Here is a 23,449-nt window from a genome sequence, read left to right as displayed (position 1 = left end):
GACTTGCATGTATTAGGCACGCCGCCAGCGTTCGTCCTGAGCCAGGATCAAACTCTCCAATAAAGTTTGTTTCTGGTTCAAAGCTGGCAAATCATTAATGATAGACTCATCAACGCTTTCGCTGTTCAGTTTTCAAAGAGCATTTTCACAACAACCTCTTAATAATATCACGCGACCACTGTGCTGTCAACACCTTTTTTTCAAAGCTATATATTCAGCATTCTCTCGATCACTCAACCATCTGACGCGAACAACCTCGTCATCGGCGAGCAAGAAATAATATATCACGTATACAAATTCAATGCAAGTAAAAAAATTAAAAGCCGCTTAAAAAAATTCAAGCGGCTTTCTATCAGCATCATTCATGATTCTTCTTTTCATTTAGTCACGAGCACGCATATGCGGGAAAAGCAGTACATCACGAATGGATGGCGAGTTCGTCAACAGCATAACCAGTCGGTCAATTCCGATCCCCAGACCCCCGGTAGGCGGCATGCCGTACTCCAGCGCTTCAATAAAATCCTCATCCATGTCATGCGCTTCGTCATTTCCAGCTTCTTTTTCGAGCAACTGCGCTTCAAAACGCTCGCGTTGATCGATCGGATCGTTCAGCTCTGTAAACGCATTGGCATGTTCGCGCGCCACAATAAACAACTCGAAACGATCCGTAAAACGCGGATCTTGCTCGTTTTTCTTAGCCAATGGCGAAATCGCCACCGGATGACCATACACGAAAGTTGGCTGAATCAGCGTATGCTCCAGTTTCTGCTCAAAGAATTCGTTTACGACATGGCCAAACGTATGGTGAGGTTCCACGGTAACTCCATGCTCCTTGGCCAATGCCCGCGCCTCATCATCACTCATCTCCTGCCAGAAATCCACACCCAGGTTTTCCTTGATGAGGTCAACCATGTGGACACGGCGCCATTGTGGCGTCAGGTCGATGGCATGTCCCTGATACTCGATTTTCATAGTACCCAGCACGTCCTGGGCGATATGGGCAATCATTTCTTCCGTCAGCTTCATGATGTCCTGGAAGTCAGCATACGCCTCGTACAGCTCAATCATGGTGAACTCGGGATTATGGCGCGTGGATATTCCCTCATTGCGATATACCCGCCCAATCTCATACACCTTCTCCAAGCCGCCTACGATCAGGCGTTTCAGATGCAGCTCGATTGCAATGCGCATATACAACTGCATGTCCAACGCATTGTGGTGCGTAATAAACGGACGAGCAGATGCACCGCCTGCGATGGCATGCAAAGTAGGTGTCTCTACTTCCAGATAACCAAGGTTGTCCAGATAACGACGCATCGAGGTAAGAATCCGACTACGCGTCATAAAAGTTTCGCGCACTTCCGGATTGACGATTAGATCGACGTACCGCTTTCGGTAACGGGTCTCGATATCTTTTAAACCGTGGTATTTCTCTGGCAGCGGACGCAGCGACTTGGTGAGATAAGTCAATTCCTTGGCCTTGACACTCAACTCGCCAGTCTTGGTCTTGAAGATCACCCCGGATACGCCTATCAAATCGCCAATATCACTGAGGTCAAAGACTTTTGCGGCCTCTTCCCCCACTGTATCCTGACGCACGTAGATCTGAATCTGTCCAGAGCGGTCCAGCACTTGAGCAAAACTAGCCTTTCCCATTTTGCGCTTGGCCATCAAGCGCCCTGCAATGGTGACGACTGGTTCTTCCGCTTCCAGCTCTTCTTTGGATTTATCGCCATAAGCCTTCACAATGTCCTCGGCATGATGGGTTTGTGCGAACTTTTTGCCAAACGGGTCAAATCCCCATTCGCGCAGTTGATTCATTTTGTCGTGACGCACTTGAAGCAGCTCATGAAGCCCTTCCTGTTGTTCCAGTTCACCTTGCTGCACGTCTTGCTCGTTTGCCATAACCTTTCACTCCTCTTAAAAGATGCCTGAATTAGTAAATTTGGGCAGACGGGTTAAATAGCGATACGGCGTACCTTTATAAAAAAGGTACGCCATGGAAGTCCTGCTTACAGGGAGATATCGAGAATTTCGTACTGAATCACGCCAGCCGGGACTTGCACATCCACTACAGCGCCCTTTGCCTTGCCCAAAAGTGCTTGCCCTACTGGAGACTCGTTGGAAATCTTGTTGTTCATCGGGTCAGATTCAGCAGATCCTACGATTGTATAATCCACAATATCGCCAAACTCCAGATCTTTCAATCTTACTTTGGAGCCTACGCTAACCACACCAGTGTCTACGTCCTCATTGGTGATGATTCGTGCGTTGCGAAGCATTTTCTCCAGTGTAAGAATACGTCCCTCGATAAAAGCCTGTTCGTTTTTCGCTTCCTCGTATTCAGAGTTCTCACTGATATCGCCAAAGCTGATCGCTTCTTTAATCCGTGCAGCCACTTCTTTGCGTTTAACCGTTTTCAAATCTTCAAGCTCTTGTTCTAGCTTTGCTAACCCTTCTGGTGTCAAGATCACTTCTTTTTCAGACATGACTCAATTCCCCCGTTTATAGATAATTCCATTCGTGCTGGGTTAAAGTACGAATGATTATATGTAGTTGTTTTATGCATTATACAGTCGAATGCTAACTCTCTTGAGGATTCATAGGTAAAGCTGCCAGGTTGAACTGGCAGCTCGGTTCCCGATATTACGGCATATTATAGGATATGAAGGAACCCTTGTCAATGTCTGGGTGTTAGTAGCGAATTGCCTCTTCTCGGGCTGATTCCAGGGGTTCCTCCGCATCATCCGCGTAGTTTTCCACCCATTCGACATAATCATTGATAATCCGACGGAGTTCCTCTTCCGTCTCCACTGCATTAATCAAATTCTTGGTATGCGTAGCGCCCCTCAAGCCTTTCAAATACCAGGCTGCGTGCTTGCGCATTTCCAACACGCCTACGCGCGGCCCCTTCAAGGCAATCAAACGTTCCGCATGCAACAGGCAAATGTCCATTTTTTCCCGTACAGAAGGCTCACCCGGCAATTCTCCCGTAGTCAGGTACTGAATCGTCCGGTACAGCATCCACGGATTGCCCAATGCTGCACGTCCGATCATGACCCCGTCGCAGCCGGTGGTATCAAGCATGCGACGCGCATCCTCGGGCGTGGCGACATCCCCGTTCCCGATCACCGGTATGGAGACAGCTTCCTTGACCTTGCCGATCCAGCTCCAGTCTGCATGTCCCTTGTACATTTGCACACGCGTGCGTCCGTGAATGGCAACCGCCTTGGCACCGGCTCTTTCTACAGCTCGCGCATTATCCAACACATACAGATGCTCTTCGTCCCAGCCCAGTCTCATCTTCACCGTGACAGGCTTTTCAACGGCATCGACGACAGCCGATACGACCTCATAAATCTTGTTCGGGTCCAGCAATAGACGCGCTCCCGCATCGCAGCTCGTAATTTTCGGCACAGGACACCCCATATTGATGTCGATAATGTCGGCATTGGTATGCTGATCGACATATTTCGCGGCCTGTACGAGGGTCTCCCTGTCGCCGCCAAAAATTTGCAAGCTGAGCGGTTTTTCCCGTTCATCCACGTATAACATGTCCATGGTCTTCTTGTTGCCGTGTACGATTCCTTTGTCACTCACCATTTCAGCGCAGACCAAGCCCGTGCCAAATTCTTTGGCAATCAAGCGAAAAGCCGGGTTGCAGACCCCTGCCATCGGCGCCAAAACCACGTTGTTTTTTAATTCGATGTTACCGATTTTCATCTATAAAACCTCCTATCTGCAAAATCACCCGCCGCATGCGAGCGGTTGCCTGGAGAGGGAATAGCCCATCCATTCCATCATGCATTATTTATATCACATAATTCTTCTACATCGATTTGTAAAGTACTGGCGATCTTCCGCAGAACTGGCTCCGTCGGGACTCGGGTTCCACGCTCCAACGACCCTACAAAGGAGAGCGACACTCCCAGCTTTTCCGCCAGTCCTTGCTGCGTATACCCTTTTAATTTTCGGAAGGACCGGATTCGGTTTCCCAGTCGATTGTTCCCCACTTTCGTACCCCCTTCTGATCCTCCGACAAATATGAAAGATAATGAGAAATCGTCTGATTGAAAATCGGCAGAGCCCCGCCCTTCCAGACGTCATTCAATGGTACGAGCACAAAAGCCCGTTTTGTCAGCTCTGGGTGGGGGATGCGCAAATGCTCCAGAGAAATGCTGCTCTCCCCGTAGAGCAACAGGTCAATATCAATCGTACGCGGGCCCCAGCGGATGGTGCGTACACGGCCCAGCTCCTGCTCCACGGAGAGTGCGGTGGTCAACAATTCCTCAGCAGACTGCTCTGTTTGCACGGCGATGACCATATTCAGGAAAGCGTCTTGATCCACATAACCGACCGGATCGGTCTCGTACACATCCGAAATCTGCAATACGCGAATCCCCGGGTGTGCATCCAACCGGGCAATCGCTTGTTGCAGATGGTCCGCACGATCTCCGAGATTGGACCCAAGCGCCAGGTAAGCGCGAACTGTCATCAGCGAAAATCCTCTCTTTTGCGCGTCATCTCGATGGCTACCGAATCATAATGCCCGTTAATCGGCGGGTTCGGCTTCGTAACCTTCACTTTTACTTCTGCCAGCGGAAACTGGCGCAGGAGCTTTTCCGCAATATTCGCAGTCAAAGCCTCTACCAGCTTGAATCGCTGCCCCTCCACAATCTGCTGAACGCTGGAAAAGATCTCCGCGTAATTGATCGTATCATTCAGGTCATCACTTGCCCCCGCCTTGGACAGATCTACCGAAAGCGCAAGATCGACATAAAAACGTTGTCCCAGCTCTGCCTCCGCTGCAAAAACACCGTGGTATCCGTAAAATGACATGCCGCTGAAGTAGATTTTATCCAACGTGTACGCCTCCCTTGACCATTGCATCCATCATCGTGGTCACACGCTTCATTTCTTTGACGTCATGAACCCGGACCATGTGGCATCCTTTTGCGACGCCCAGCGCCACCGTCGCTGCCGTTCCTTCCATTCGCTCGTCCACTGGAAGATCCAGGACATGTCCGATCATTGATTTTCGCGAGGTCGCCAACAAGACAGGAAAACCAAGTCCGACCAGATCGTCCAGCCTTCTCATCGTCTCCAGGTTTTGTTCCAGAGATTTGGCGAATCCGATGCCAGGGTCCAGGATGATCTGGTCATGGCGCACCCCTGCCTGGAGCGCAATCTGTACGGATTCACGCAAGTCTTTGACAAAATTGGCGAAGAAGTGCTGATAGTTCCGGTCTTCCCGATTGTGCATCAAAATAATCGGCACCTGGTGGCGTGCGGCTACCTCCGCCATGCGCTTGTCCCGTTTTGCTCCCCAGATGTCATTGATAATATGTGCGCCTGCTTGTACCGCCCGATCCGCCACTTCTGCTTTATAGGTGTCAATCGAGAGCGGCACCTGAAGCTCGGCTGACAGGGCGCGAATAATTGGCAGTACCCGATCCAACTCCTCTGCCGCATCTACTGGCTCCGATCCGGGACGCGTCGATTCGCCGCCTATGTCAATCAGATCGGCACCCGCCTCAACCATATGGCGGGCCTGCGCGACCGCCTGATCCAAATCTATATACCGTCCACCGTCCGAGAAGGAGTCCGGCGTGACATTCAAAATCCCCATCACCAGCGTACGCTCGCCCAAGGGCAGCACATGAGGACCGCATACCAGCCTGCGGCGTCGGTCCAGCTGTTCGCGCATAGCCAAGGCTTCCCGTATCTCCTCCGCTGCCGCATACATCCTGTGCTCCTCGTTGGACAAGCGTTGCAGCGCCAGCTCCAACTGAGAACGCGTAGCCAAAAGCAAGGCTTCCAGCTCATCTCCGGGATGACCCGAAAAAATGGCTTCTCCTCCGCATGCTTGCATGGTTTGACGCAAAAAATGAGCCTCTTCCCACGTGAGGCCCTCCAAATGGATCAGCATATTCTCACCATATTGAGCCAACTGCTCCGCTAGGGGAGAAACAATTCCGCGTTTGGACAGCTCTGATACACGTTCCCTGTGCTGGGCCTGGATCAGGAATGGATTGTACTTCATCTTTCTATTACTCCCTTTACCGTCTTGGCATGTTGATTAGTAGCATACCATAAGTCAGCCGTTGCCCGCTACAGACTCACGATAGGCGCGGTGCAGTTTGCTTGTGTGCTCCCCATAGCAAACCGGAACTTTATTTCCATCTATTTCACTGACAGGAACAATCTCCTGCACAGAATTGGTCAGAAATACTTCCTCGGCTCCCAACAATTCTTCCAAGCGGTATTTGCCTTGCTCCACAGGCATGCTGAGCTTATGCGCCAGCTCCAACACATGCTGCCTGGTGACACCGCCCAAAATTCCCGTATCAAGCGAAGGAGTGTAGAGAGAGCTGTTCTTTACCCAAAAGAGATTGCTGACGATTCCTTCTGCCACATACCCATCTGCAGTCAAAAACAACCCTTCCGCATCTGCGCGCGGTCCCAGCTCCTGCTTGGCCAAGGCGTTATTCAAATAGTTGTGGGATTTGAATCGCTGATGCCCTTCCGCGGTCTGTCGCGCGAGCGTTAGAGTCAGCAATTTTTTGGGTGCAGGGGGGATGGCCAAGGCCGCAACAGGCTTGACGAAGATAAACAAGGAAGGACGCTCGTAGCCCTCCGCTACCAATCCGACTCCCTCCTCCCCCGCCGTCACACTCAGGCGAACATAGGCATCAGAAAGTCCGTTGGCAGCTACGGTCTGCAAAACAGCCTGCGCGAGCTCGTCCGAGGTCCATGGCGCCGAAATCCGCAACGCCAAAAGCCCGGATTGCAGCCGGGCGTAGTGCTGGTCCCACAAAAACAGTTGGCGGTCGTACACGCGCATCGTCTCAAACAAGCCAATTCCGTATAAAAAACCGTGGTCCATTACGGAAACCACGGCTTCATGAGCAGGGCAGATAGATCCGTTTACATAGACATACATGTTCGTTCTCTCCCGATATGATCAATACATCCATCATATCATACATTCTACGGGGTGAGCGCTGTCTCCTCCGAGCGCTTGCGATGGATGAAGCGGGAGATGGCGATCGAACATTCGTACAAAAACAGCAGCGGCACGATAACGAGCACATCGGAAAGCAAATCCGGCGGCGTGATCGTAATGGATATCACACAGAGGATAAAATAGGCGGGCTTCCGCATTTTCGCCAGCCGATGCGGATTGACGATGCCCAGATGGCTGAGAAAAAGCACGATCACAGGCATTTCGAACAACAGGGCAAACGGCAGGCAGAGATGGAACATGAAAGTAAAGTAGTCATTGGCTGTAATCACCAGGTCAAAATTGCCGTTGGACAGACCCAGAACGAACTGATACGTCATCGGAAACAAAATGAAATACGCAAAGGAAAGGCCCAGCAAAAAAAGGATAAAGAGGGCGGGAATGTACATCAAGGCTACCTTTTTCTCCCGCTCCCGCAAGGCCGGTACGACGAATTTCCATATCTGGTAGGCAGCGACCGGGATCGTCACCGCAATCGCTCCTACCGCTGCCAATTTGACATAGATCGACAAAATATCGCCGGGCCCCAAAATCGCCAGTTTTTCACCAGAACGCCGCGCAAGCTCCTGATAGATGGCATCTACAAACAGGAAGCAAAGCACCAGGCTGCCGAGAAAAGTGGCCAGCACTATCATGATGCGGCGGCGCAAATCGGTCAGATGCTCCAAAAAAGGCATCTCCTGTCTAGTTGACACGTTTTGTTGTTTCCTCCCCGTTTTTCGCCAAATCCGCATCATCGTCTTTGGTCAAATCCCTGGCCGCTGTTTTAAACTCGGTCAAGGTACGGCCAAAGGCACGGCCAATCTCTGGAAGCTTGCTGGGTCCAAAAATGACCAGCGCAATGACCAGAATTAAGATGAGCCCAGGAATTCCGATACTCGACAACATCTTCTGCTACACTCCCTCCTAGAACCCGTTAATTGCGATCACGCTAGGCAAAGCTACTTGATTTCCGCCTTTGGGCCAGTGACTGGTCGGCTTGTCGTATGACTTGAGATTTTCTCCCGGATGCTGGACTGCAAGGAACAAGGTTTTCTCATCCGGCGTGAACCAAGGTCCCGTCATTTCCGAACCGACCGGGCCAGAAGCGAATTGAACGGCTACACCCTTATTCTCTCCCGCTGTCGGAATGAAAAATACACCATTGTTGCCAAAAGACTGATAGATTCCCGTATTGGTGGACGAAGAAGAGATGTCTGTCACGACCCACAGATTGCCGGCGCTGTCAAAGGCCATGTTGTCCGGTGCGGAGAAGCCGCTTTGCGGACCACCTGTTGCGAAGATTTCAAAGGTGAATTCTTCCCCGGCATGCTGATTGTCTTTTTCGAACAGACGCACGATTTGACCGTAAAAATTGCCGTGGCTGCTGTTGTTTGTCAGCGCGATAAACACGGAACCATCGATCGGGTGGACTTCCAGGTCCTCTGGACGATCCATCGGCGTAGCACCCACTGCCTTCGCTGCGTCGCGACAATTGATCAGAACATCTGCCTGGGAAGCAAACAAAGGCTTTCCGTCCTTGGCTGCCTTTTGCAATGCTTCATTGGTAGCCAGATCCAGCGAAATCCAGGTGCCTTTTCCAAAGTTGGCGACATACAGGGTGCCATCTTCCAGCAGTCTGGAGTTGGCCTTGCCAGCCTTGGGATCATACTTTCCTTTGGAGACGTATTTGTACACGTACTGGTCTCGCGCGTCATCCCCCATATAGACGACCAGCTGTCCTGTGGAGGCCAAGACCATTGCCGTATTTTCATGCGAGAAGCGACCGAGTGCCGTATGCTTTTTCGGAGTGGATTTGGGATCGAACGGATCGACTTCTACCACCCAGCCGTAATGTCTGGCATCCTCCAGCTTGCAATCTCCCACGACATCCATATAGTTTTCCTCGCAGGAGAGGATAGTGTTCCACAAGGTTACGCCGCCGGAGCAGTTGGCGAAGGTCCCGGTTACCTCCTTGGCGATGCCCGCTGCAGGTCCTGTCAGCACATGCTTGGTCAAGCCGCTGACACGTCTGCCGTATGTAGAATCAGAGACGAGCTTCCATTTGCCGTTCTGTTTTTTGATTTCAATGACCGAGCCACCCAAAGCGTACAGGTACTTCTGGATTTGCTCAGGCGTACGCTTGTTGTCTTCTGCATCAGCGCCGAGATAGTCGTAGCCGTTCACGTAGTATTCCAGCTCGCCCAAGTATTCATGGTTCACCCACAGCAAGCCATGCTCGGGGTTGCCGTCGATCGGCAGAAAACAAGTAAAGTCGTTGTTGAAGCCGAACGTATCGCCCGCAGGGTTGATTACATCGCCATAAGAAGCGACGACATCGTAGGTGTAGCCTTTTGGCAAGACAACATCATCCTTGGTCGTAGGTTGAATCGGCGAAAATTTCGGATTGAAATGGCTCGGTTTGGTCTCCAATCCAAACAAGTGATCCGCTGTTCTGCCGGAAAGTGGTCCCGCCGCCAAAGCTGGAATCCCTGTAGCCAGCGAAGCCAATGCTGCTGTTCCCGCTCCCAGGTAAGTCAAAAATTGCCGACGATTGACGTCCATTTTCATCGCTCCCTTTTTCTTGGTTCTGTATCTCATCCTAATTCGATGGTACAGAAGCGACATCAAAGGAGCGTTAATTCCCTATAAAGAAAGTGTAAATAATGGATTCAAGAAATGGGCGAATTTCATTGCCGTATGTTAGGCGGGAACCCACTCCGCGGAATGGGTATACACATAGAAATACATTGTGTTCAAGGATAGGGAGGTCGAAAGGAGGGTTTTATGTTGAAAAAAGAGCATAGCCACTCGTTGCGCTTTGTAAGAATTGTCGATACTCCAGGCCATCTTCACGATTATGATACAAACACGAGTGTCAGTGAGCGGCACCGTCACCGAATGCGGGGGAGAACGTCGCCTCCAGAAGGTGCGGAGAATCAGCATGTCCATTATTATGAAGGCACTACTTCGTATGATGATGGACATGTGCATTACTACAGCGGCTGGACGGGTCCGCCTATTCCCTTGCCGGACGGAAACCATTACCATGAGTTTTCGGGGCGAACCACGTATGATGACGGTCACACTCATTCCTACCGGGGTTATACCAGTGAGGCATTTCTGTAAAATCAGAGCTTCATGCAGCCAGGCTATTGATAGTTGTACTCAGTAGCCTGGCAAAACACTCGATGAACCTTTCACTCTCTCCGCAAATAAAAAACCGCCTGATCATCCAGACGGTCTGCTTCTTATATGATGCAATTCTTTATCCGATCATCCGATTGTGCTGGCTTTGCGCTCATAGGCGGTGAGGAAATTCTTCAATAGCTGCTTGCCATGCTGAGTGATGATCGATTCAGGGTGAAACTGGACCCCCTCGATCGGGTAATCGCGGTGGCGAACCGCCATAATTTCCCCTTCCGCCGTACGGGCGGTCACTTCCAGCTCATCTGGCAGCGATACCTCCTCCACGAGCAGCGAATGGTAGCGCGCTGCCGTAAACGGCGAAGGAATGCCTTGAAAAATGGTTTTGCCATCATGAAACACATCTGATGTTTTGCCATGCATAAGCCGCTTCGAGCGAACAACTTTTCCGCCGAATACCTGCCCAATGGATTGATGCCCCAGACAAACGCCCAAGATCGGGATTTTTCCGGCAAAATGGCGAATCGCTTCCATACTGATCCCCGCTTCGTTGGGAGTGCATGGTCCGGGAGAAATCATCAGGTAGTCAGGATTCAATCGCTCGATCTCTTCCAGCGTAATCTTGTCATTGCGATACACCTGAAGCTCCTCACCCAGCTCTCCTACGTACTGGACCAGGTTGTAGGTAAAAGAATCGTAATTATCAATCATCAAAATCATCGTACACTCGTCTCCTCTCGTCTCTTCTTGCTCTGCTCGCTCCACTCAAGTGCTTTCCACAATGCTTCTGCCTTTTTCAATGACTCCGCATACTCTGCCTCTGGCACAGAGTCGATCACAATTCCCGCTCCAGCCTGTACATGCGCCAAGCCGTCCTTGACTACCATGGTGCGGATCGCGATGTTCAGCTCGACATCTCCGTTGAACCCAAACCAACCGATCGAGCCTGTGTAGACGCCTCTTCGGACGGGCTCCAGCTCATCGATGATCTCCATCGTTCTGACCTTTGGCGCGCCTGTGATGGTTCCCCCGGGAAAAGCAGCCGCTACAGCATCGAACGCATCCCTACCGTCAGCCAACTCCCCCTGCACATGCGATACTATGTGCATGACATGAGAGTACTTTTCGACGACCATAAACTCGCTGACCTCCACGCTGCCATACCGGCATACACGTCCGATGTCGTTTCGCTCCAGATCGACCAGCATCACATGCTCGGCACGTTCCTTTTCGTTGTCGATCAGTTCACGCGCCAATTCCTGGTCTTCTGCGTCGTTTTGGCCGCGCGGTCGGGTCCCGGCGATCGGTCGGGTGTGTACCTCCCTGCCCTTTACCTTGATCAACAATTCAGGCGAGGCGCTCACCAACTGAAATTCCGGAAAGTTGAGGTACCCCATGTAAGGAGAGGGATTCAGCTTGCGCAACACGCTGTAGACTTCTGGGGCTGCCACCTGGATCGGTTTGCTTTGACGTACGGACAGATTGACCTGGAACACATCTCCCTGTGAGATGTAGGCTTGGACGCGTCTCACGGCTTCCTCGAACTCCGCCTGCTGCCAGGATACATCCGCAGGAGCAGATGCCTGTATCGGCAGCTTGCGCATGTTCTCCCAATCCGTACCGTCCTCTCCCACAGCCAGTTCAGTCAGCAGCTCGGCGCGCTGTCTTAGACGATGGACGGCTTCGTAATAGGACTCCTCGGTCATTTGATCGGATGCCAGATGGGTCAGACAGATGATTTCCCTGCGTTCATGATCAAAGGCTATCAAATCTTTCATAATCATAACATAGAGATCGGGGAGCTGTAAGTCATCTGCAGCAGACTGCAGCAAGGTTGGTTCAAAAAAACGGTTCATCTCGTAGCTCATATATCCGACCGCGCCTCCGGAAAAATCGGGCAACTCGGGGATGGCAGGGGTACGATATTGGCTCAATACTGCTCGCAAGGCCTCCAAGGGGTCAGTTGCCGCTACATCGGCCACCTGTCCATTCGGATCAATCAGAACGGTGCTTCCCTGCTTGCTTTTCAATGTCGCCACGGGCTGAAAAGCCAAGAAGCTGTACCTGCCTGCTCGTCCGCTTTCCAACAGAACGGCGTCTTGCAAAGACGGCTGCAGGGTTTGCAGCACATGCCACGGGTCCACCTGGCTGGGCCATGGAACACGTACCGCCAATGGGACGTATGGGTAGGATCGGGAATAGGTCAGACAATCAGCATAGATAGGAAAGATCATGGCTTTTCACGCTCCGCTTTAACGAGTCTTATGCCCGTAAATTATATCCTCTTCCCGTACAAAAAGAAATGACCACATCCAGGCTCGCAAAAAAGCCCGATGTGGCCGTATTCGAATTCGATTAATCTTCAAACTGGTAAAGCGGTGTGGAAAGATAGCGTTCCCCATTGCTAGGAATGACGACAATCACGTTTTTCCCTTTGCCAAGCTGTGCCGCTACTTTCAGTCCGGCGTAAATAGCTGCACCGGAAGAGATCCCTCCAAGAATCCCTTCCTGGCGAGCTACACGGCGAGCGGTCTCAAACGCATCTTCATTTTCAACGGCAATGATTTCGTTGTAGATGTCCGTATCCAGAATTTCTGGCACGAAGCCGGCACCGATTCCCTGGATCTTGTGCGGTCCTGGCTTTCCGCCCGACAAGACAGGGGATGCCGCTGGTTCTACAGCTACGATCTTGACGTCCGGATATTGCTCGCGCAGCACCTGACCGGCACCTGTAATCGTTCCGCCCGTCCCGATACCGGAAATGAATGCGTCTACGCCGCCGATCTGCGCAGCTTGTTCCAGCAGTTCCCGCCCTGTAGTCTCGCGGTGTATCGCAGGATTGGCAGGGTTGTTAAACTGTTGGGGAATGAAGTAATTGTCGTTCTCGCGCGCCAGCTCCTCCGCTTTGCGGATTGCGCCGCCCATGCCTTCACTGCCTGGTGTCAGCACCAGTTCCGCTCCGTAGGCACGCAGCAAATTGCGCCGCTCCATACTCATCGTCTCGGGCATGACCAAAATCGCGCGATAGCCTTTGGCGGCTGCGACCATCGCCAGGCCAATCCCGGTGTTTCCGCTCGTCGGTTCAATGATCGTCGCCCCTGGCTTTAGCTTTCCTTCTGCTTCTGCTGCTTCGATCATAGCGAGAGCGATACGATCTTTAACACTGCTTCCCGGGTTGAAAAATTCCAATTTCAGGTAGACGTTTGCCATATCTTCGGTGACGACTCGATTTAATTTTACCAATGGTGTATAACCGATCAGATCTGTGATGGAATTGGCCACACGCACGTGTCATTCCTCCCCTTTAATTGCCGAGTAAAATACTAGGTTTTATAGGTCTTATTATAGCAATCGCCGCCCAAATGGTCAATGCGGCATTTGCCCATTTGTCTCGACGCCTGCTGATTCCCGCAAGCGTTCCAATATCGCATCCAGCGATTCCACTTGGGCGAAGGCGATCTCTTCGCGCAATTCGCCTTTGACCTGATCGTACGTAAGCTGTTTTGCTTCCCTGCGCTCCACGACCTGGTAGATGACGTACTCCTCTTCTTGCTTGATGGGAGAGCTTACTGTTCCCTGCTTCAAATCAGCCAACAGCTTTTTCGCTTCGTCCGTCAGATCTGACTTTTCCAGAGTGACCCACCCCATGTTCCCGCCTGTTGCTGCGCTGGCGGCATCGATCGAGCGCTCCTTTGCCAAGGTCTGAAAGTTGGCGCCTTGTTTGAGCTCTGCCAGCACTCGATCTGCTTCCTCCCTGGACGCCACCGCGATCTGCCTGAGATGCACCTGCAAAGGCTGGACAAATCGCTCGGGATTATTATGATAGAAGGCCTGTATCTGTTCTTCCGAGACGGTTACCTCCTGGGTCGCCAGTTCACGCAGCAACAGTTGGTAGGTGATCTCCCTGGTAAGCGCCTCGACAGTGGTTCCGGCCTGCTTCTTCAATGCCTGCTCAAATTCCTCATCGGTCTGGCTTCCGTAGCTTTCGCGAATTTGTTCCAGTTCCTTTTTCAGCCTATCGGGATTGACCGATACGCCGAGGCGTTGTGCCTCCTGAAACACCACTTCCCGATTGATCATATCCTGCAGAACCTGCTGACCGTACTTTTCCTTCAAGGCAGCTACCCATTCGGCATCCGTGATCGTCTTCTCCCCGACGACAGCAGCCGTCTTCAGCTTTGAAGACTGGGCCCACGACCATGTCACCACCAATAAAAGCACCACTAGTGCACCGACGAATGTCCACAACCCTTTTCCATTGGTCATGTCATCCTCCCCTTCGGAGTGCCGCGCCTACATGTCCCTCTTGATGTCCTCCAACGCGGACTTGTCAAAATGATACCGTTCATTGCAAAAATGGCAGTGAACTTCTGCTTCTCCCTCTTCGGCAATTATGCTGTCCATCTCTTCTTTCCCCATGCTGATCAACGCTCTGACCACTTTTTGTTCGGAGCAGTCGCAGCGGAAGTGGATTTCAGTCCGGCTCAAGATTTTGGGCTCATCCAAAACTTTGCCCAGGATCTCTTCCGGTGACAGCCCTTCCCCGATCATGCGGGACACTTGCGGCAGTTGAGCCAGGCGCTCCTCAATTTGTGCCACAACATCGTCTGGTGTGGCTGGCAGCAATTGCAGAATAAAGCCTCCTGCCGCCAAAACGGAGCGGTCTTCAGGATTGACCAGCACTCCTACGCCCACAGCGGATGGCGTCTGCTCGGAGACCACGAAGTAGTAGGTAAAATCCTCGCCAATCTCGCCAGATACGATCGGAGAGCTTCCCTGGTACGGTTCCTTCAGTCCGAGGTCTTTCGTGACGTAGACGAAGCCGTCCGTTCCTACTGCCCGCTTCACATCCAGCTTGCCTTTCTCGTTTAAGTCAAAATGAACGTGTGGATTGGTCACATAGGCGACACCTTCTCCATGGGCGTTGGCTTCCGCGACGATTTGCCCGATCGGACCTCCCCCTTTTATTTTGACGGAGAGGCTTTCATTTCCTTTTAACATTGCCCCCATCATTAAAGTGGTTGTGAGTGTACGTCCCGCTGCTGCAGTCGCTGTATTCCACATGTCGTGGCGGCGGCGCATCTCTTCGACAATCCCTGTCGTACGTGCCGCAAACGCACGCACATGTCCTTTGAAACCGGTAGCTCGTATCATATAATCGCTCATTGCGATCCTCCTTGTCTCATATCAATATCCTTCTATCTGCTTTATGCATTAACCAGTTTACCACATCACTCCATTTGCTACGCCACCTTCGACACTTTCTTCACCTATGAACGATCTGTTTTTTCCATATAAAAAGTCCCCCGTGGTTAGCGAGGGACGTGCGTGTCCGGTTCTGCCTTAGCTTAAATAATCTTTTAAAACGAGCGCTGCTTTTTGCGTACGCAATCGGTCTATTGTCGTGGCTTCGATCTGGCGGATGCGCTCTCGGGTCAGGCCGAACATCTTGCCCACTTCTTCAAGCGTATACACCTGGTCGTCGTACAAGCCGTAACGCATGGCGATAATCTCCTGCGCCCGCGGATTGAGCCTCTCCAGTGCAGCCTGCATTTGTACACGCAGATCCACCTTTTCGATCCAATCGTCGAGGGAGGATTCACCGTCGTCGACAATTTCCGCGTAACTGAGCGTCTCTTCCTCCTGCTCAGCCAAATGCTGTGTCCCATCCAACTCATCATCGATGGACTCCAGCTTGAGCATCAGCGCATATTCGATCGCATCAACCTTCTCCAGCGGAATGTCCAGCATATGAGAAATTTCAAAACGATCCGGCATCCGATTGAGCAGATGAACCAAGCTAAGGACTTGCTTTTGATATTGTCGAATTTGTTCATGCATATGGACAGGGATGCGGATCAGATTTCCCTTGTCATTAATCGCGCGGGTAATTGCCTGGGAGATCCACCAGTGTGAGTAGTGGTAGAGGCGAACGCCCCGACTGACATCAAATTTCTCGATCGCTGTAAATAAGCCGATCGTGCCTTCCTGGATCAGATCGAGGAATGGCATGCCTCGGCGCAGATGACGCAGCGCTGTATTTACGACGTAGCGCAAATAGGCTCGCACCAGGGTCTCACGGGCTTCCAGGTCGCCTTTTTCTTGATAACGGATCAAACATGCTAACTCTTCTTCTTTGTCCAACATGGGTGTTGCAGCGACGCTTTCCAGAAACAACAAGGCAGATGTATCGGACCGAAGTGATTTTGGCACGACGATGCCCAACTGTGACTCAACCTCCCGCCAGCGCCGGGGGGTAGTATGGAAGGAAGACGTACTCACGTTCATATGCAACCCTCATTTCTCTGGATTGAGATACATGATGAAGGCAGGCTTGATTTTTTTCTCTTTATCTATAACGTAATTCGACAAAGGCAGGCTGATTCCTGCCTTTTAACAGAATATTAACAGAACTCGCGATATGAATAGTTGGTAGTGCTGCCATTTTCCACACAAAAAAGCTATCCTCTCCAATGCGGGATAGCTCGTGCAAATTGTCGGATATTGTCATGAATCTACTGATAAATATGGCAAGCGACAAAATGGTTTTTCTCTACTTCCTGCCATGTCGGTTTTTGCTGCGCGCACACTTCCTTGGCTACTGGACACCGCGTGCGGAAAACACAACCGCTGGGAGGATTGATCGGACTTGGTACGTCACCTTCGATAATCATCCGCTCGCGGCTTTTCTCCAGATCAGGGTCAGGTACCGGGATGGCCGACAGCAACGCCTGCGTGTATGGATGCAAAGGCTTGTCGTAAAGCTGCTCACTTTCCGTCATCTCTACCAGATTGCCCAGATACATGACGCCGATCCGATCACTGATGTGTTTGACCATCGCCAAGTCGTGCGCAATAAACAAGTAGGTGAGCTTTTGCTCCCGCTGCAGATTTTTCATCAGATTGACGACCTGCGCCTGGACCGATACGTCCAAGGCCGAAATCGGCTCATCCGCAATAATGAAGCGCGGATTGACTGCCAAGGCACGTGCAATCCCGATCCGCTGCCGTTGACCGCCACTGAACTCGTGGGGAAAACGGTGGGCATGCTCCTTTTGCAAACCGACCATTTCCAACAGCTCGATGACGCGCTCGGCTCTTTCCTTTCCTTTATATAGGCCGTTTAGCGCCATGCCCTCGGAGATGATTTCCGAGATATTCATTCGCGGGTTCAACGAGGCGTACGGGTCCTGAAAAATCATCTGCATATTGCGTGTGAGTTTGATTCGCTCCTGGCCGGACGCTTGATGGACGTTCAGCCCGTCGAAAATCACCTCGCCCGACGTCGGCTGATACAAGCCGATAATCGTCCGTCCCGTCGTAGACTTGCCGCAGCCGGACTCGCCCACCAGCCCCAGCGTCTCACCTTCATAGATCTCGAAAGAAACCTGGTCTGCCGCCTTGAGTGACATTCCTTTTCCCAAATGGAAGGTTTTCGTCAGGTTTTTTACTTGTACTAGTGGCTTTTTCTGCATGGGTCACTCCCCCAGTCGTCAATCCTGCCAGTAACGTCTCGAAATCGAATGCTCATGTTGCAATTTGTAGCCAGACAATTGAACAATCTCAATGGCACCGCGGGAATCAGGCGAATGGATCATCTCCCCATTGCCCATGTAGATCCCGACATGATGGACGCGTCCTTTTCCTTCTTCATAGGCAAAAAACAACAAGTCGCCCGGCAGCAGATCTTCCTTCTCTACCTTCTGGCCCGCTGTTGCCTGATCGGAGGCATCTCGCGGAATCTCAATTCCGACCGAGCGGTGCATGTTATAGGCAAAACCAGAGCAGTCATAGCCGTAGGAAGACATACCGCCCCATAAATAGGGAAGCCCGAGGAATTGTTTCCCATGAGCCACAATGGCCTCCCCGGCGTTTGCTGCCTGGATATCTTTGATCCGTTCCCCTGCGGTAACGATCTGGACATCCTCACGCCGCAAATAAGCATCTCCTAAAGGCGTCGCTACCTTCACCCAGTCCGTTTCCTCCTCCAGCAGCGGAAGTCGAGTCAGATACGCCAGCTCAATCCCCGCTTGCTGCTGTGAATCGTACAAGCGTGCATGCGGCGCCGCAACGAGTACGGCAGATTGCCCTGGTTGGATCGCATACGCGTCAGACCAAGCAGCCAGCTGCGCGGTCGGAACCCAGCCCGGATAACCTCTTTCGTCTTTCTTGCTGGATTGATCGGGTATCAGAATAGATGCCCAATCTCCTCGCTCTTCCAGAACTTCCACACGCGTCCCGAACAACGCCTGAGTCTGTATCGCATTGCGGTTGTAAAAGTCCAGTTTGTCTTCCACGGTCAGCGAGCCAAGCCAGCCGCGCAAATCGACAGGCGCTGTGAGGGCCGCTCGATCTGTATCGACTGGAGACTCCGGCTTCGTCCAAACCGTCGCTACACTGACAGCCACGATTGTTGATTTCATCCCTGCTCTCCTTCCTCCCACAGGCTCACGGAGCGAATTCCCAAGCCTGGCGCTTGCGGCATGGTCATTTTGCGTCCCTCATAGGTCACGCCGCCCTCGACGCCATCCCGCAACAGCATCAGCGGCGCATCAAAATCATAGCGCGTAATATTTCTTTTGCTGGCTGCAAAATGGGCAGCTGCCGAGACGGACAGGCGCGATTCCACCATGCTGCCAACCATGCAAGGAATCCCGTGCTCCTCTGCCATTTGGTTGATCAGCTGCGCTTTGAAAATGCCTCCGGCCTTCATCAGCTTGATGTTGATCATATCGGCTGCCCGGTTGCGCAATACCTCCAATGCTTGAGCCGGGGAAAAGACACTCTCATCCGCCATGATTGGAGTATCGACAGCATCTGTTACCCGTTTCAAGCCCTCAAGATCATGAGCCTTTACGGGTTGCTCGACCAGTTCGATACCCAGCCCCATGTCCTCCATCTTGCGGATCGAAACAATCGCTTCTTTGACATTCCAGCCCTGGTTAGCGTCGAGGCGAATCTTCACTTGATTGCCGACCGTTTTTCGAATCTGTTGAATGCGGACAATATCTTCCTCGATGTCGTCCTTCCCGACCTTGATTTTCAGGACATGAAAACCATCCTTCAGATAGGCAGCGGCATCTTCTCCCATTTCTTCCGGGCTGTTGACACTGACGGTATAATTCGTCTCCAACTCATCCCGGTACCCTCCGAGAAGCTGGTAGAGAGGCAGATTGGCCCGCTGGGCAAGCAGATCGTACAAGGCGATGTCTACTGCGGCTTTCGCGCTGCTGTTGCCTACCATCGATTGGTGCAGGGTATGAAAAACATGCTCATGCGCCAGCAGATTCAGACCGACCAGTTGTGGTTTGATCGTTTGCAGAATCGCAGCTTCAATGCTTTGTATGCTGTCTCCCGTAATGACGACGGTAGCGGATGCTTCTCCCCACCCTACCATGCCGTTGTCGCAGGTGATTTTCACCAAAACGGAATAGAGATGATCAACGGTACGCAACGCTGTCTTAAAGGGCTTTTTCAAGGGAACCGCGATGCGTCTTGCTTCGATATTTTGGATAATCATGATTTCCTCCATGTGTCTAAGTTGGCTGTCCCGTAAATGATAGCATTATTGAAAAAGTTCGTAAAAAGGGAGAGCCATTCGCCAAATGGGAATGACGTCTCCCAGCCAACTTGCGTTACTTCACTACTGCTTTTCTCAAATCCGTGTAGCTGAGGGAGGAGCTTTGAATACCGCTGACCTTTTCGCTTTGCAGCAAGGACGTATTGTAGAAGAAGAGTGGAGCGATCGGAGCCTCATCCATCAGCATCTTCTCCGCGTCATGCAGCATTTGGAAACGCTTGGCATCATCGGCTTCTTGATACGTCGCAGCAATCAGCTTGTCGTACTCTGCGTTTTTCCAGCCAGTGCGGTTATTTGGACTCTCCGAGCGGAAGTTATCCAGGAAGTTGATCGGATCACCGAAGTCAGGCAACCAGGAAGAACGCGCGATCTGGTACTGCAGCTGCTTGGTCATGTCGGTCAGCACTTGGCCTTCTACCTTTTGCAGCTTGATGTCGACGCCGAGGTTTTGCTTGAACATCTCTTGTACAGCCAATGCTGTTTTTTCCGGGTTTGTACCGCTGCGATACGTAAGCGTGATTTCTGGCAATGTGGTGTAGCCTTTTTCCTTCATGCCTTGCTCCAGCAGTTTTTTCGCTTCGGCTGGATCAAATTTGACCAGATCGCCGCCTACTTCACGGAATTCTCCAGTGGAGTTGGCATCAGGCATGCCATACGATACGAAGGCGGTTCCCGGTCTTTGCTTGCGCATCAGCACCATATCCACCAAGGTTTGACGGTCAATCGCCATGCTGAACGCCTTGCGGATATTGGCGTTGTCGAACGGCTCTTTGGTTACGTTGAAACGGTAAAACTCCGTTCCTGCACCATCGCGAACATATACTTTCCCTTCACTGAAAAGCTGATCTGCCAGGTCAGCAGGTACTGATGTAGTTCTGTGCAGCTCTTCGTTTTGGTACATCTGGTATTCCGTATTCGTATCATCGATCATCTTCCAGACAGCGCCTGCCAATGTCACATTTGCTGCATCCCAGTAGTTCTCGTTCTTCATGATTTTTACTTCGCTGTCATGTGCCCACTCTGTCAGCTTGAAAGGTCCGTTGCCCACGAAGGTAGCGGCTTCGTTTGCCCAGTTCGGGTCTTTTTCTACAGTCGCTTTATGAACCGGGAAGAATGCCGGGTTGGAGAGCATCAGCAAAGTCCAGGAAGCAGGCTGAGCCAGTTTGAATTCCAGTGTTTTGTCGTCGACCGCCTTTATTTGCACGTCATCGGCAGTACCTTTCCCGGTGTTGTACGCTTCTGCGCCCTCAATGATGTAGGCAAGCGGCGCAGCCTGGGAAGCGGTTTGTGGATCAAGCATGCGTTTCCAGGCGAATACAAAATCTTCGGCTTTGACAGGTTCGCCATTTGTCCATTTATTGTCGCGAAGGGTAAACGTGTACGTTTTTCCATCGTCCGATATCTTCCATTCAGTCGCTGCAGCAGGCTGCGGCTTTTGGTTCTCATCCAGTCGGGTCAACCCTTCCATCAGGTTGTTCAGGATGTTGTAGGATGGCTCATCGAAGCCCACCGGCGGATCCAGGGAAGTCGGTTCCTTGATGTTGTTGAGCAGCAGCAGCTTGGCAGCTTGCTCGGTCGGTGTTGGCGCCGGCTCATTGGAATTTGCCGCTGGCGGCTGGGCATTGTTTGCAGGCGGTTCGCCCGATGAACAGCCCGCGACGAGCATGGACACAGAAAGCGTGGCCGAAAACAAAAGTTTTGACCATTTTTTCACGAAAATTCCCCCTTGGATTTTTTATGTGGTAATCGGATGACGTCAAAGTCGACGTCCCCTGATCCCATCGAATGGAATGGACAAAGCTGCTTACGTGCCAGTAGGCGATTGCTGTGCGGTGATCAGCTTCTTGGCCCGCGGGTCCTGCAGCCAACAGGAGACGACATGCTTGCTGCCCAGCTGTGTTTCCTCGGGCTGGTGCGCGCGGCATACCTCCAGGGCATACTCACAGCGCGCTGCGAAGGCACATCCTGCGGGTGGTGCAAAAAGGTCCGGCGGCGTGCCCGGAATCGGGCTGAGCGGAATGTTGCGATCCGCATCCAGACGCGGCATGGAAGAGAGCAGTCCTTTTGTATACGGATGCTGCGGATTGTAGAAAATCTCGCGCACAGGTCCTGACTCGACTACCTTGCCGGCATACATTACGTTCACCCGATCCGCAATCTTGGCGACCACTCCCAGATCGTGTGTGATCATGATGATCGAGACCCCCGTCTTGCGCTGGATGGTCTGAAACAGCTCGATAATCTGCGCTTGAATGGTGACGTCCAATGCAGTTGTCGGCTCATCCGCGATCAGGATGGCCGGCTTGCAGACCAGCGCGATCGCAATCATGATCCGCTGCCTCATCCCTCCGCTGAACTGATGCAGGTACTGCTTCAGACGGCTTTCCGGATTGGCGATGCCGACCAATTGCAGGATTTCAGTCGCCTGCCTTTTGGCTTCGCTTCTGGGGACCTTCTGATGGCGAATGATCCCTTCCATGATCTGCTCCCCGATCGATATGGTGGGATTGAGCGAGGTCATGGCATCCTGGAAGATCATCGAGATCTGCGAACCGCGCATCTCCCGCATTTCTTTTTCCGGCAGCTGCGCCAGGTCTTTTCCCTGGAACAGCATCTTGCCTCCGACAATTTTGCCGATATGTTCGGGGATCAGGCGCATGATGCTTTTGGCAGTCACGCTCTTGCCGCAGCCCGATTCGCCCACTATCGCGATCGTCTCCCCCTTGTGCAGGGTAAAGCTGACGCCTCGAACGGCTTGAATGGTTCCCCCGTGCGTTTTGAACGCGACTTGAAGTCCGTCTACTTCCAGCAATTTTTCCACAGTCGCTACCTCCTTGTCTTCGGATCAAATGCGTCACGCAATCCGTCGCCAAGCACGTTGAACGCAAGCATTGTCAAAGAGATGAAGAATGCAGGGAAGAAGAGACGCCACCAGTGACCCGACAAGATCGTCGGAAGACCGTCATTGGCCATCGTGCCCCAGCTCGCCATCGGCGCCTGAATGCCCAGTCCGAGAAAGCTGAGAAAAGCCTCCGCAAAAATAGCAGAAGGGACAGACAGCGTGACGTAGACGATAATGATCCCGATGGTATTGGGCAAAAGATGTTTGCGGACGATGTAGAACGGCTTGGCTCCCATGGTTTTGGCCGCCAGCACATACTCCGAGTTCTTCATCTGCAGCACCTGTCCGCGCACCGTACGCGCCATCCCGATCCACCCTGTCGCACTCAAGGCGACGATAATCGTCACTAATCCGGACCCCATCACAACCATGAGCAGGATGACGACCAAAAGATAGGGCAGACCGTACAAAATATCGACGAAGCGCATCATGATATTGTCGACACGCCCGCCCAGATAACCGGCGATTCCGCCGTAAAGGACACCAATGAAAAAGTCGATCAGCGCCGCCATCAGCCCGACGAACAGGGAGATGCGCGCACCATGCCATACCCGTGTGAATACGTCCCGGCCAAAATCATCGGTGCCAAACCAATTTTCCGCAGAAGGCGGCTGGTTCTTCGTAATCATGGACTGCTTCGCGTAGTCATGCGGCGAAATGATGGGACCGGCAATCGCCATGACGCCAAGAATGATAATAATGACCAATCCTGCCAGTGCCAGCTTGTTGCCGCGCAGCCGCAGCCAAGCCTCCTGCCAGTAGGTGAGCTGGGGTCGCACAATCGCTTCCGCACTCAGGTTGTCTTTGCGCATGGGGG

The 23,449-nt window shown here is 52.1% G+C and carries 24 protein-coding genes and 1 rRNA gene; 1 reads left to right on the top strand and 24 read right to left on the bottom strand.

Annotated elements, in window-relative coordinates:
* The 12 genes from EDM58_RS09685 to EDM58_RS09630 all read right to left on the bottom strand — a co-directional run.
* Positions 1 to 63: ribosomal RNA gene (locus EDM58_RS09685) — 16S ribosomal RNA — on the bottom strand; the annotation flags it as partial.
* A 318-nt stretch (positions 64 to 381) separates the two neighbouring features.
* Positions 382 to 1,905 carry a lysine--tRNA ligase gene (gene lysS / locus EDM58_RS09680; RefSeq protein ID WP_122913167.1) on the bottom strand — a complete coding sequence of 508 codons (1,524 nt, stop codon included), beginning with the start codon at positions 1,903 to 1,905 and terminating at the stop codon, positions 382 to 384.
* 107 nt (positions 1,906 to 2,012) lie between these two features.
* Positions 2,013 to 2,489 (bottom strand): transcription elongation factor GreA, encoded by a 477-nt coding sequence (gene greA / locus EDM58_RS09675; protein ID WP_023558794.1) that lies wholly within the window; start codon positions 2,487 to 2,489, stop codon positions 2,013 to 2,015.
* Between the two features lie 205 nt (positions 2,490 to 2,694).
* Positions 2,695 to 3,723, bottom strand: a complete 1,029-nt coding sequence (dusB, locus tag EDM58_RS09670; protein WP_122913166.1) for a tRNA dihydrouridine synthase DusB — start codon at positions 3,721 to 3,723, stop codon at positions 2,695 to 2,697.
* A 77-nt stretch (positions 3,724 to 3,800) separates the two neighbouring features.
* Positions 3,801 to 4,013, bottom strand: a complete 213-nt coding sequence (locus EDM58_RS09665) for a helix-turn-helix domain-containing protein (RefSeq protein WP_031306174.1) — start codon at positions 4,011 to 4,013, stop codon at positions 3,801 to 3,803.
* The gene (gene folK, locus EDM58_RS09660) at positions 3,965 to 4,495 is read right to left on the bottom strand and encodes a 2-amino-4-hydroxy-6-hydroxymethyldihydropteridine diphosphokinase (RefSeq protein ID WP_122913165.1); all 531 of its coding nucleotides are present in this window, start codon (positions 4,493 to 4,495) and stop codon (positions 3,965 to 3,967) included. Before folK ends, EDM58_RS09665 begins: the two co-directional genes overlap by 49 nt.
* Positions 4,495 to 4,863: a dihydroneopterin aldolase gene (gene folB / locus EDM58_RS09655; protein WP_122913164.1), complete on the bottom strand. Its 369-nt coding sequence runs from the start codon at positions 4,861 to 4,863 to the stop codon at positions 4,495 to 4,497. The genes folK and folB overlap by 1 nt, the downstream gene beginning before the upstream one ends.
* Positions 4,856 to 6,043, bottom strand: a complete 1,188-nt coding sequence (gene folP / locus EDM58_RS09650) for a dihydropteroate synthase (RefSeq protein WP_122913163.1) — start codon at positions 6,041 to 6,043, stop codon at positions 4,856 to 4,858. The genes folB and folP overlap by 8 nt, the downstream gene beginning before the upstream one ends.
* A gap of 54 nt (positions 6,044 to 6,097) precedes the next feature.
* The gene (gene pabC / locus EDM58_RS09645; RefSeq protein ID WP_122913162.1) at positions 6,098 to 6,943 is read right to left on the bottom strand and encodes an aminodeoxychorismate lyase; all 846 of its coding nucleotides are present in this window, start codon (positions 6,941 to 6,943) and stop codon (positions 6,098 to 6,100) included.
* 47 nt (positions 6,944 to 6,990) lie between these two features.
* Complete coding sequence (tatC, locus tag EDM58_RS09640) at positions 6,991 to 7,701, bottom strand: twin-arginine translocase subunit TatC (RefSeq protein WP_246000643.1); 711 nt, start codon at positions 7,699 to 7,701, stop codon at positions 6,991 to 6,993.
* 7 nt (positions 7,702 to 7,708) lie between these two features.
* Complete coding sequence (locus EDM58_RS09635) at positions 7,709 to 7,912, bottom strand: twin-arginine translocase TatA/TatE family subunit (protein ID WP_023558807.1); 204 nt, start codon at positions 7,910 to 7,912, stop codon at positions 7,709 to 7,711.
* An 18-nt stretch (positions 7,913 to 7,930) separates the two neighbouring features.
* The gene (locus EDM58_RS09630) at positions 7,931 to 9,568 is read right to left on the bottom strand and encodes a PhoX family protein (RefSeq protein ID WP_122913161.1); all 1,638 of its coding nucleotides are present in this window, start codon (positions 9,566 to 9,568) and stop codon (positions 7,931 to 7,933) included.
* Between the two features lie 222 nt (positions 9,569 to 9,790).
* Between EDM58_RS09630 and EDM58_RS09625 the strand changes: the two genes are divergently transcribed.
* Positions 9,791 to 10,132, top strand: coding sequence for a YmaF family protein (locus tag EDM58_RS09625; protein ID WP_122913160.1), 342 nt, complete (start codon positions 9,791 to 9,793; stop codon positions 10,130 to 10,132).
* 147 nt (positions 10,133 to 10,279) lie between these two features.
* Here the strand turns inward: EDM58_RS09625 and pabA are convergent, their stop codons facing one another.
* From pabA to EDM58_RS09565, 12 genes are all read right to left on the bottom strand, one after another.
* On the bottom strand, positions 10,280 to 10,870 hold the full coding sequence (gene pabA, locus EDM58_RS09620) for an aminodeoxychorismate/anthranilate synthase component II (protein ID WP_122913159.1): 591 nt from the start codon (positions 10,868 to 10,870) through the stop codon (positions 10,280 to 10,282).
* Entirely contained in the window at positions 10,867 to 12,381 is a 1,515-nt protein-coding gene (locus EDM58_RS09615; protein ID WP_122913170.1) for an anthranilate synthase component I family protein, read from the bottom strand. The genes pabA and EDM58_RS09615 overlap by 4 nt, the downstream gene beginning before the upstream one ends.
* A gap of 124 nt (positions 12,382 to 12,505) precedes the next feature.
* Positions 12,506 to 13,438: a cysteine synthase A gene (gene cysK, locus EDM58_RS09610; RefSeq protein WP_122913158.1), complete on the bottom strand. Its 933-nt coding sequence runs from the start codon at positions 13,436 to 13,438 to the stop codon at positions 12,506 to 12,508.
* A 78-nt stretch (positions 13,439 to 13,516) separates the two neighbouring features.
* The gene (locus EDM58_RS09605) at positions 13,517 to 14,416 is read right to left on the bottom strand and encodes a peptidyl-prolyl cis-trans isomerase (protein ID WP_122913157.1); all 900 of its coding nucleotides are present in this window, start codon (positions 14,414 to 14,416) and stop codon (positions 13,517 to 13,519) included.
* Between the two features lie 27 nt (positions 14,417 to 14,443).
* Positions 14,444 to 15,316: an Hsp33 family molecular chaperone HslO gene (gene hslO, locus EDM58_RS09600; protein ID WP_122913156.1), complete on the bottom strand. Its 873-nt coding sequence runs from the start codon at positions 15,314 to 15,316 to the stop codon at positions 14,444 to 14,446.
* 177 nt (positions 15,317 to 15,493) lie between these two features.
* A complete protein-coding gene (locus EDM58_RS09595) occupies positions 15,494 to 16,438 on the bottom strand; it encodes a sigma-70 family RNA polymerase sigma factor (protein WP_122913155.1) in 945 nt (314 codons plus the stop codon).
* Between the two features lie 227 nt (positions 16,439 to 16,665).
* Positions 16,666 to 17,625 (bottom strand): ABC transporter ATP-binding protein, encoded by a 960-nt coding sequence (locus tag EDM58_RS09590; RefSeq protein WP_122913154.1) that lies wholly within the window; start codon positions 17,623 to 17,625, stop codon positions 16,666 to 16,668.
* Between the two features lie 18 nt (positions 17,626 to 17,643).
* Positions 17,644 to 18,573: a C40 family peptidase gene (locus EDM58_RS09585; RefSeq protein ID WP_122913153.1), complete on the bottom strand. Its 930-nt coding sequence runs from the start codon at positions 18,571 to 18,573 to the stop codon at positions 17,644 to 17,646.
* Positions 18,570 to 19,670: a mandelate racemase/muconate lactonizing enzyme family protein gene (locus tag EDM58_RS09580; RefSeq protein ID WP_122913152.1), complete on the bottom strand. Its 1,101-nt coding sequence runs from the start codon at positions 19,668 to 19,670 to the stop codon at positions 18,570 to 18,572. Before EDM58_RS09580 ends, EDM58_RS09585 begins: the two co-directional genes overlap by 4 nt.
* Before the next feature lie 115 nt (positions 19,671 to 19,785).
* A complete protein-coding gene (locus EDM58_RS09575) occupies positions 19,786 to 21,444 on the bottom strand; it encodes a peptide ABC transporter substrate-binding protein (protein WP_122913151.1) in 1,659 nt (552 codons plus the stop codon).
* A 90-nt stretch (positions 21,445 to 21,534) separates the two neighbouring features.
* On the bottom strand, positions 21,535 to 22,551 hold the full coding sequence (locus tag EDM58_RS09570; protein ID WP_122913150.1) for an ABC transporter ATP-binding protein: 1,017 nt from the start codon (positions 22,549 to 22,551) through the stop codon (positions 21,535 to 21,537).
* A gap of 5 nt (positions 22,552 to 22,556) precedes the next feature.
* On the bottom strand, positions 22,557 to 23,444 hold the full coding sequence (locus tag EDM58_RS09565; RefSeq protein ID WP_425455611.1) for an ABC transporter permease: 888 nt from the start codon (positions 23,442 to 23,444) through the stop codon (positions 22,557 to 22,559).
* Between the last annotated feature and the right edge of the window lie 5 nt (positions 23,445 to 23,449).

The sequence above is a fragment of the Brevibacillus panacihumi genome (assembly GCF_003710985.1).
GTDB classification, from domain to species: Bacteria; Bacillota; Bacilli; order Brevibacillales; family Brevibacillaceae; genus Brevibacillus; species Brevibacillus panacihumi.
Note: the sequence above shows the minus strand (reverse complement) of the source record. Positions and strands in the feature narration are given on the sequence as shown.

What these genes read in the sequence shown, in the direction of transcription:
- EDM58_RS09605 (WP_122913157.1), bottom strand. Translation starts at nt 14,416, where the DNA reads ATGACCAATGGAAAAGGGTTGTGGACATTCGTCGGTGCACTAGTGGTG.
- folP (WP_122913163.1), bottom strand. Translation starts at nt 6,043, where the DNA reads ATGAAGTACAATCCATTCCTGATCCAGGCCCAGCACAGGGAACGTGTA.
- EDM58_RS09585 (WP_122913153.1), bottom strand. Translation starts at nt 18,573, where the DNA reads ATGAAATCAACAATCGTGGCTGTCAGTGTAGCGACGGTTTGGACGAAG.
- greA (WP_023558794.1), bottom strand. Translation starts at nt 2,489, where the DNA reads ATGTCTGAAAAAGAAGTGATCTTGACACCAGAAGGGTTAGCAAAGCTA.
- lysS (WP_122913167.1), bottom strand. Translation starts at nt 1,905, where the DNA reads ATGGCAAACGAGCAAGACGTGCAGCAAGGTGAACTGGAACAACAGGAA.
- pabA (WP_122913159.1), bottom strand. Translation starts at nt 10,870, where the DNA reads ATGATTTTGATGATTGATAATTACGATTCTTTTACCTACAACCTGGTC.
- EDM58_RS09595 (WP_122913155.1), bottom strand. Translation starts at nt 16,438, where the DNA reads ATGAACGTGAGTACGTCTTCCTTCCATACTACCCCCCGGCGCTGGCGG.
- EDM58_RS09625 (WP_122913160.1), top strand. Translation starts at nt 9,791, where the DNA reads ATGTTGAAAAAAGAGCATAGCCACTCGTTGCGCTTTGTAAGAATTGTC.
- dusB (WP_122913166.1), bottom strand. Translation starts at nt 3,723, where the DNA reads ATGAAAATCGGTAACATCGAATTAAAAAACAACGTGGTTTTGGCGCCG.
- EDM58_RS09565 (WP_425455611.1), bottom strand. Translation starts at nt 23,444, where the DNA reads ATGCGCAAAGACAACCTGAGTGCGGAAGCGATTGTGCGACCCCAGCTC.
- EDM58_RS09635 (WP_023558807.1), bottom strand. Translation starts at nt 7,912, where the DNA reads ATGTTGTCGAGTATCGGAATTCCTGGGCTCATCTTAATTCTGGTCATT.
- hslO (WP_122913156.1), bottom strand. Translation starts at nt 15,316, where the DNA reads ATGAGCGATTATATGATACGAGCTACCGGTTTCAAAGGACATGTGCGT.
- folK (WP_122913165.1), bottom strand. Translation starts at nt 4,495, where the DNA reads ATGACAGTTCGCGCTTACCTGGCGCTTGGGTCCAATCTCGGAGATCGT.
- tatC (WP_246000643.1), bottom strand. Translation starts at nt 7,701, where the DNA reads ATGCCTTTTTTGGAGCATCTGACCGATTTGCGCCGCCGCATCATGATA.
- pabC (WP_122913162.1), bottom strand. Translation starts at nt 6,943, where the DNA reads ATGTATGTCTATGTAAACGGATCTATCTGCCCTGCTCATGAAGCCGTG.
- EDM58_RS09590 (WP_122913154.1), bottom strand. Translation starts at nt 17,625, where the DNA reads ATGCAGAAAAAGCCACTAGTACAAGTAAAAAACCTGACGAAAACCTTC.
- EDM58_RS09630 (WP_122913161.1), bottom strand. Translation starts at nt 9,568, where the DNA reads ATGGACGTCAATCGTCGGCAATTTTTGACTTACCTGGGAGCGGGAACA.
- EDM58_RS09580 (WP_122913152.1), bottom strand. Translation starts at nt 19,670, where the DNA reads ATGATTATCCAAAATATCGAAGCAAGACGCATCGCGGTTCCCTTGAAA.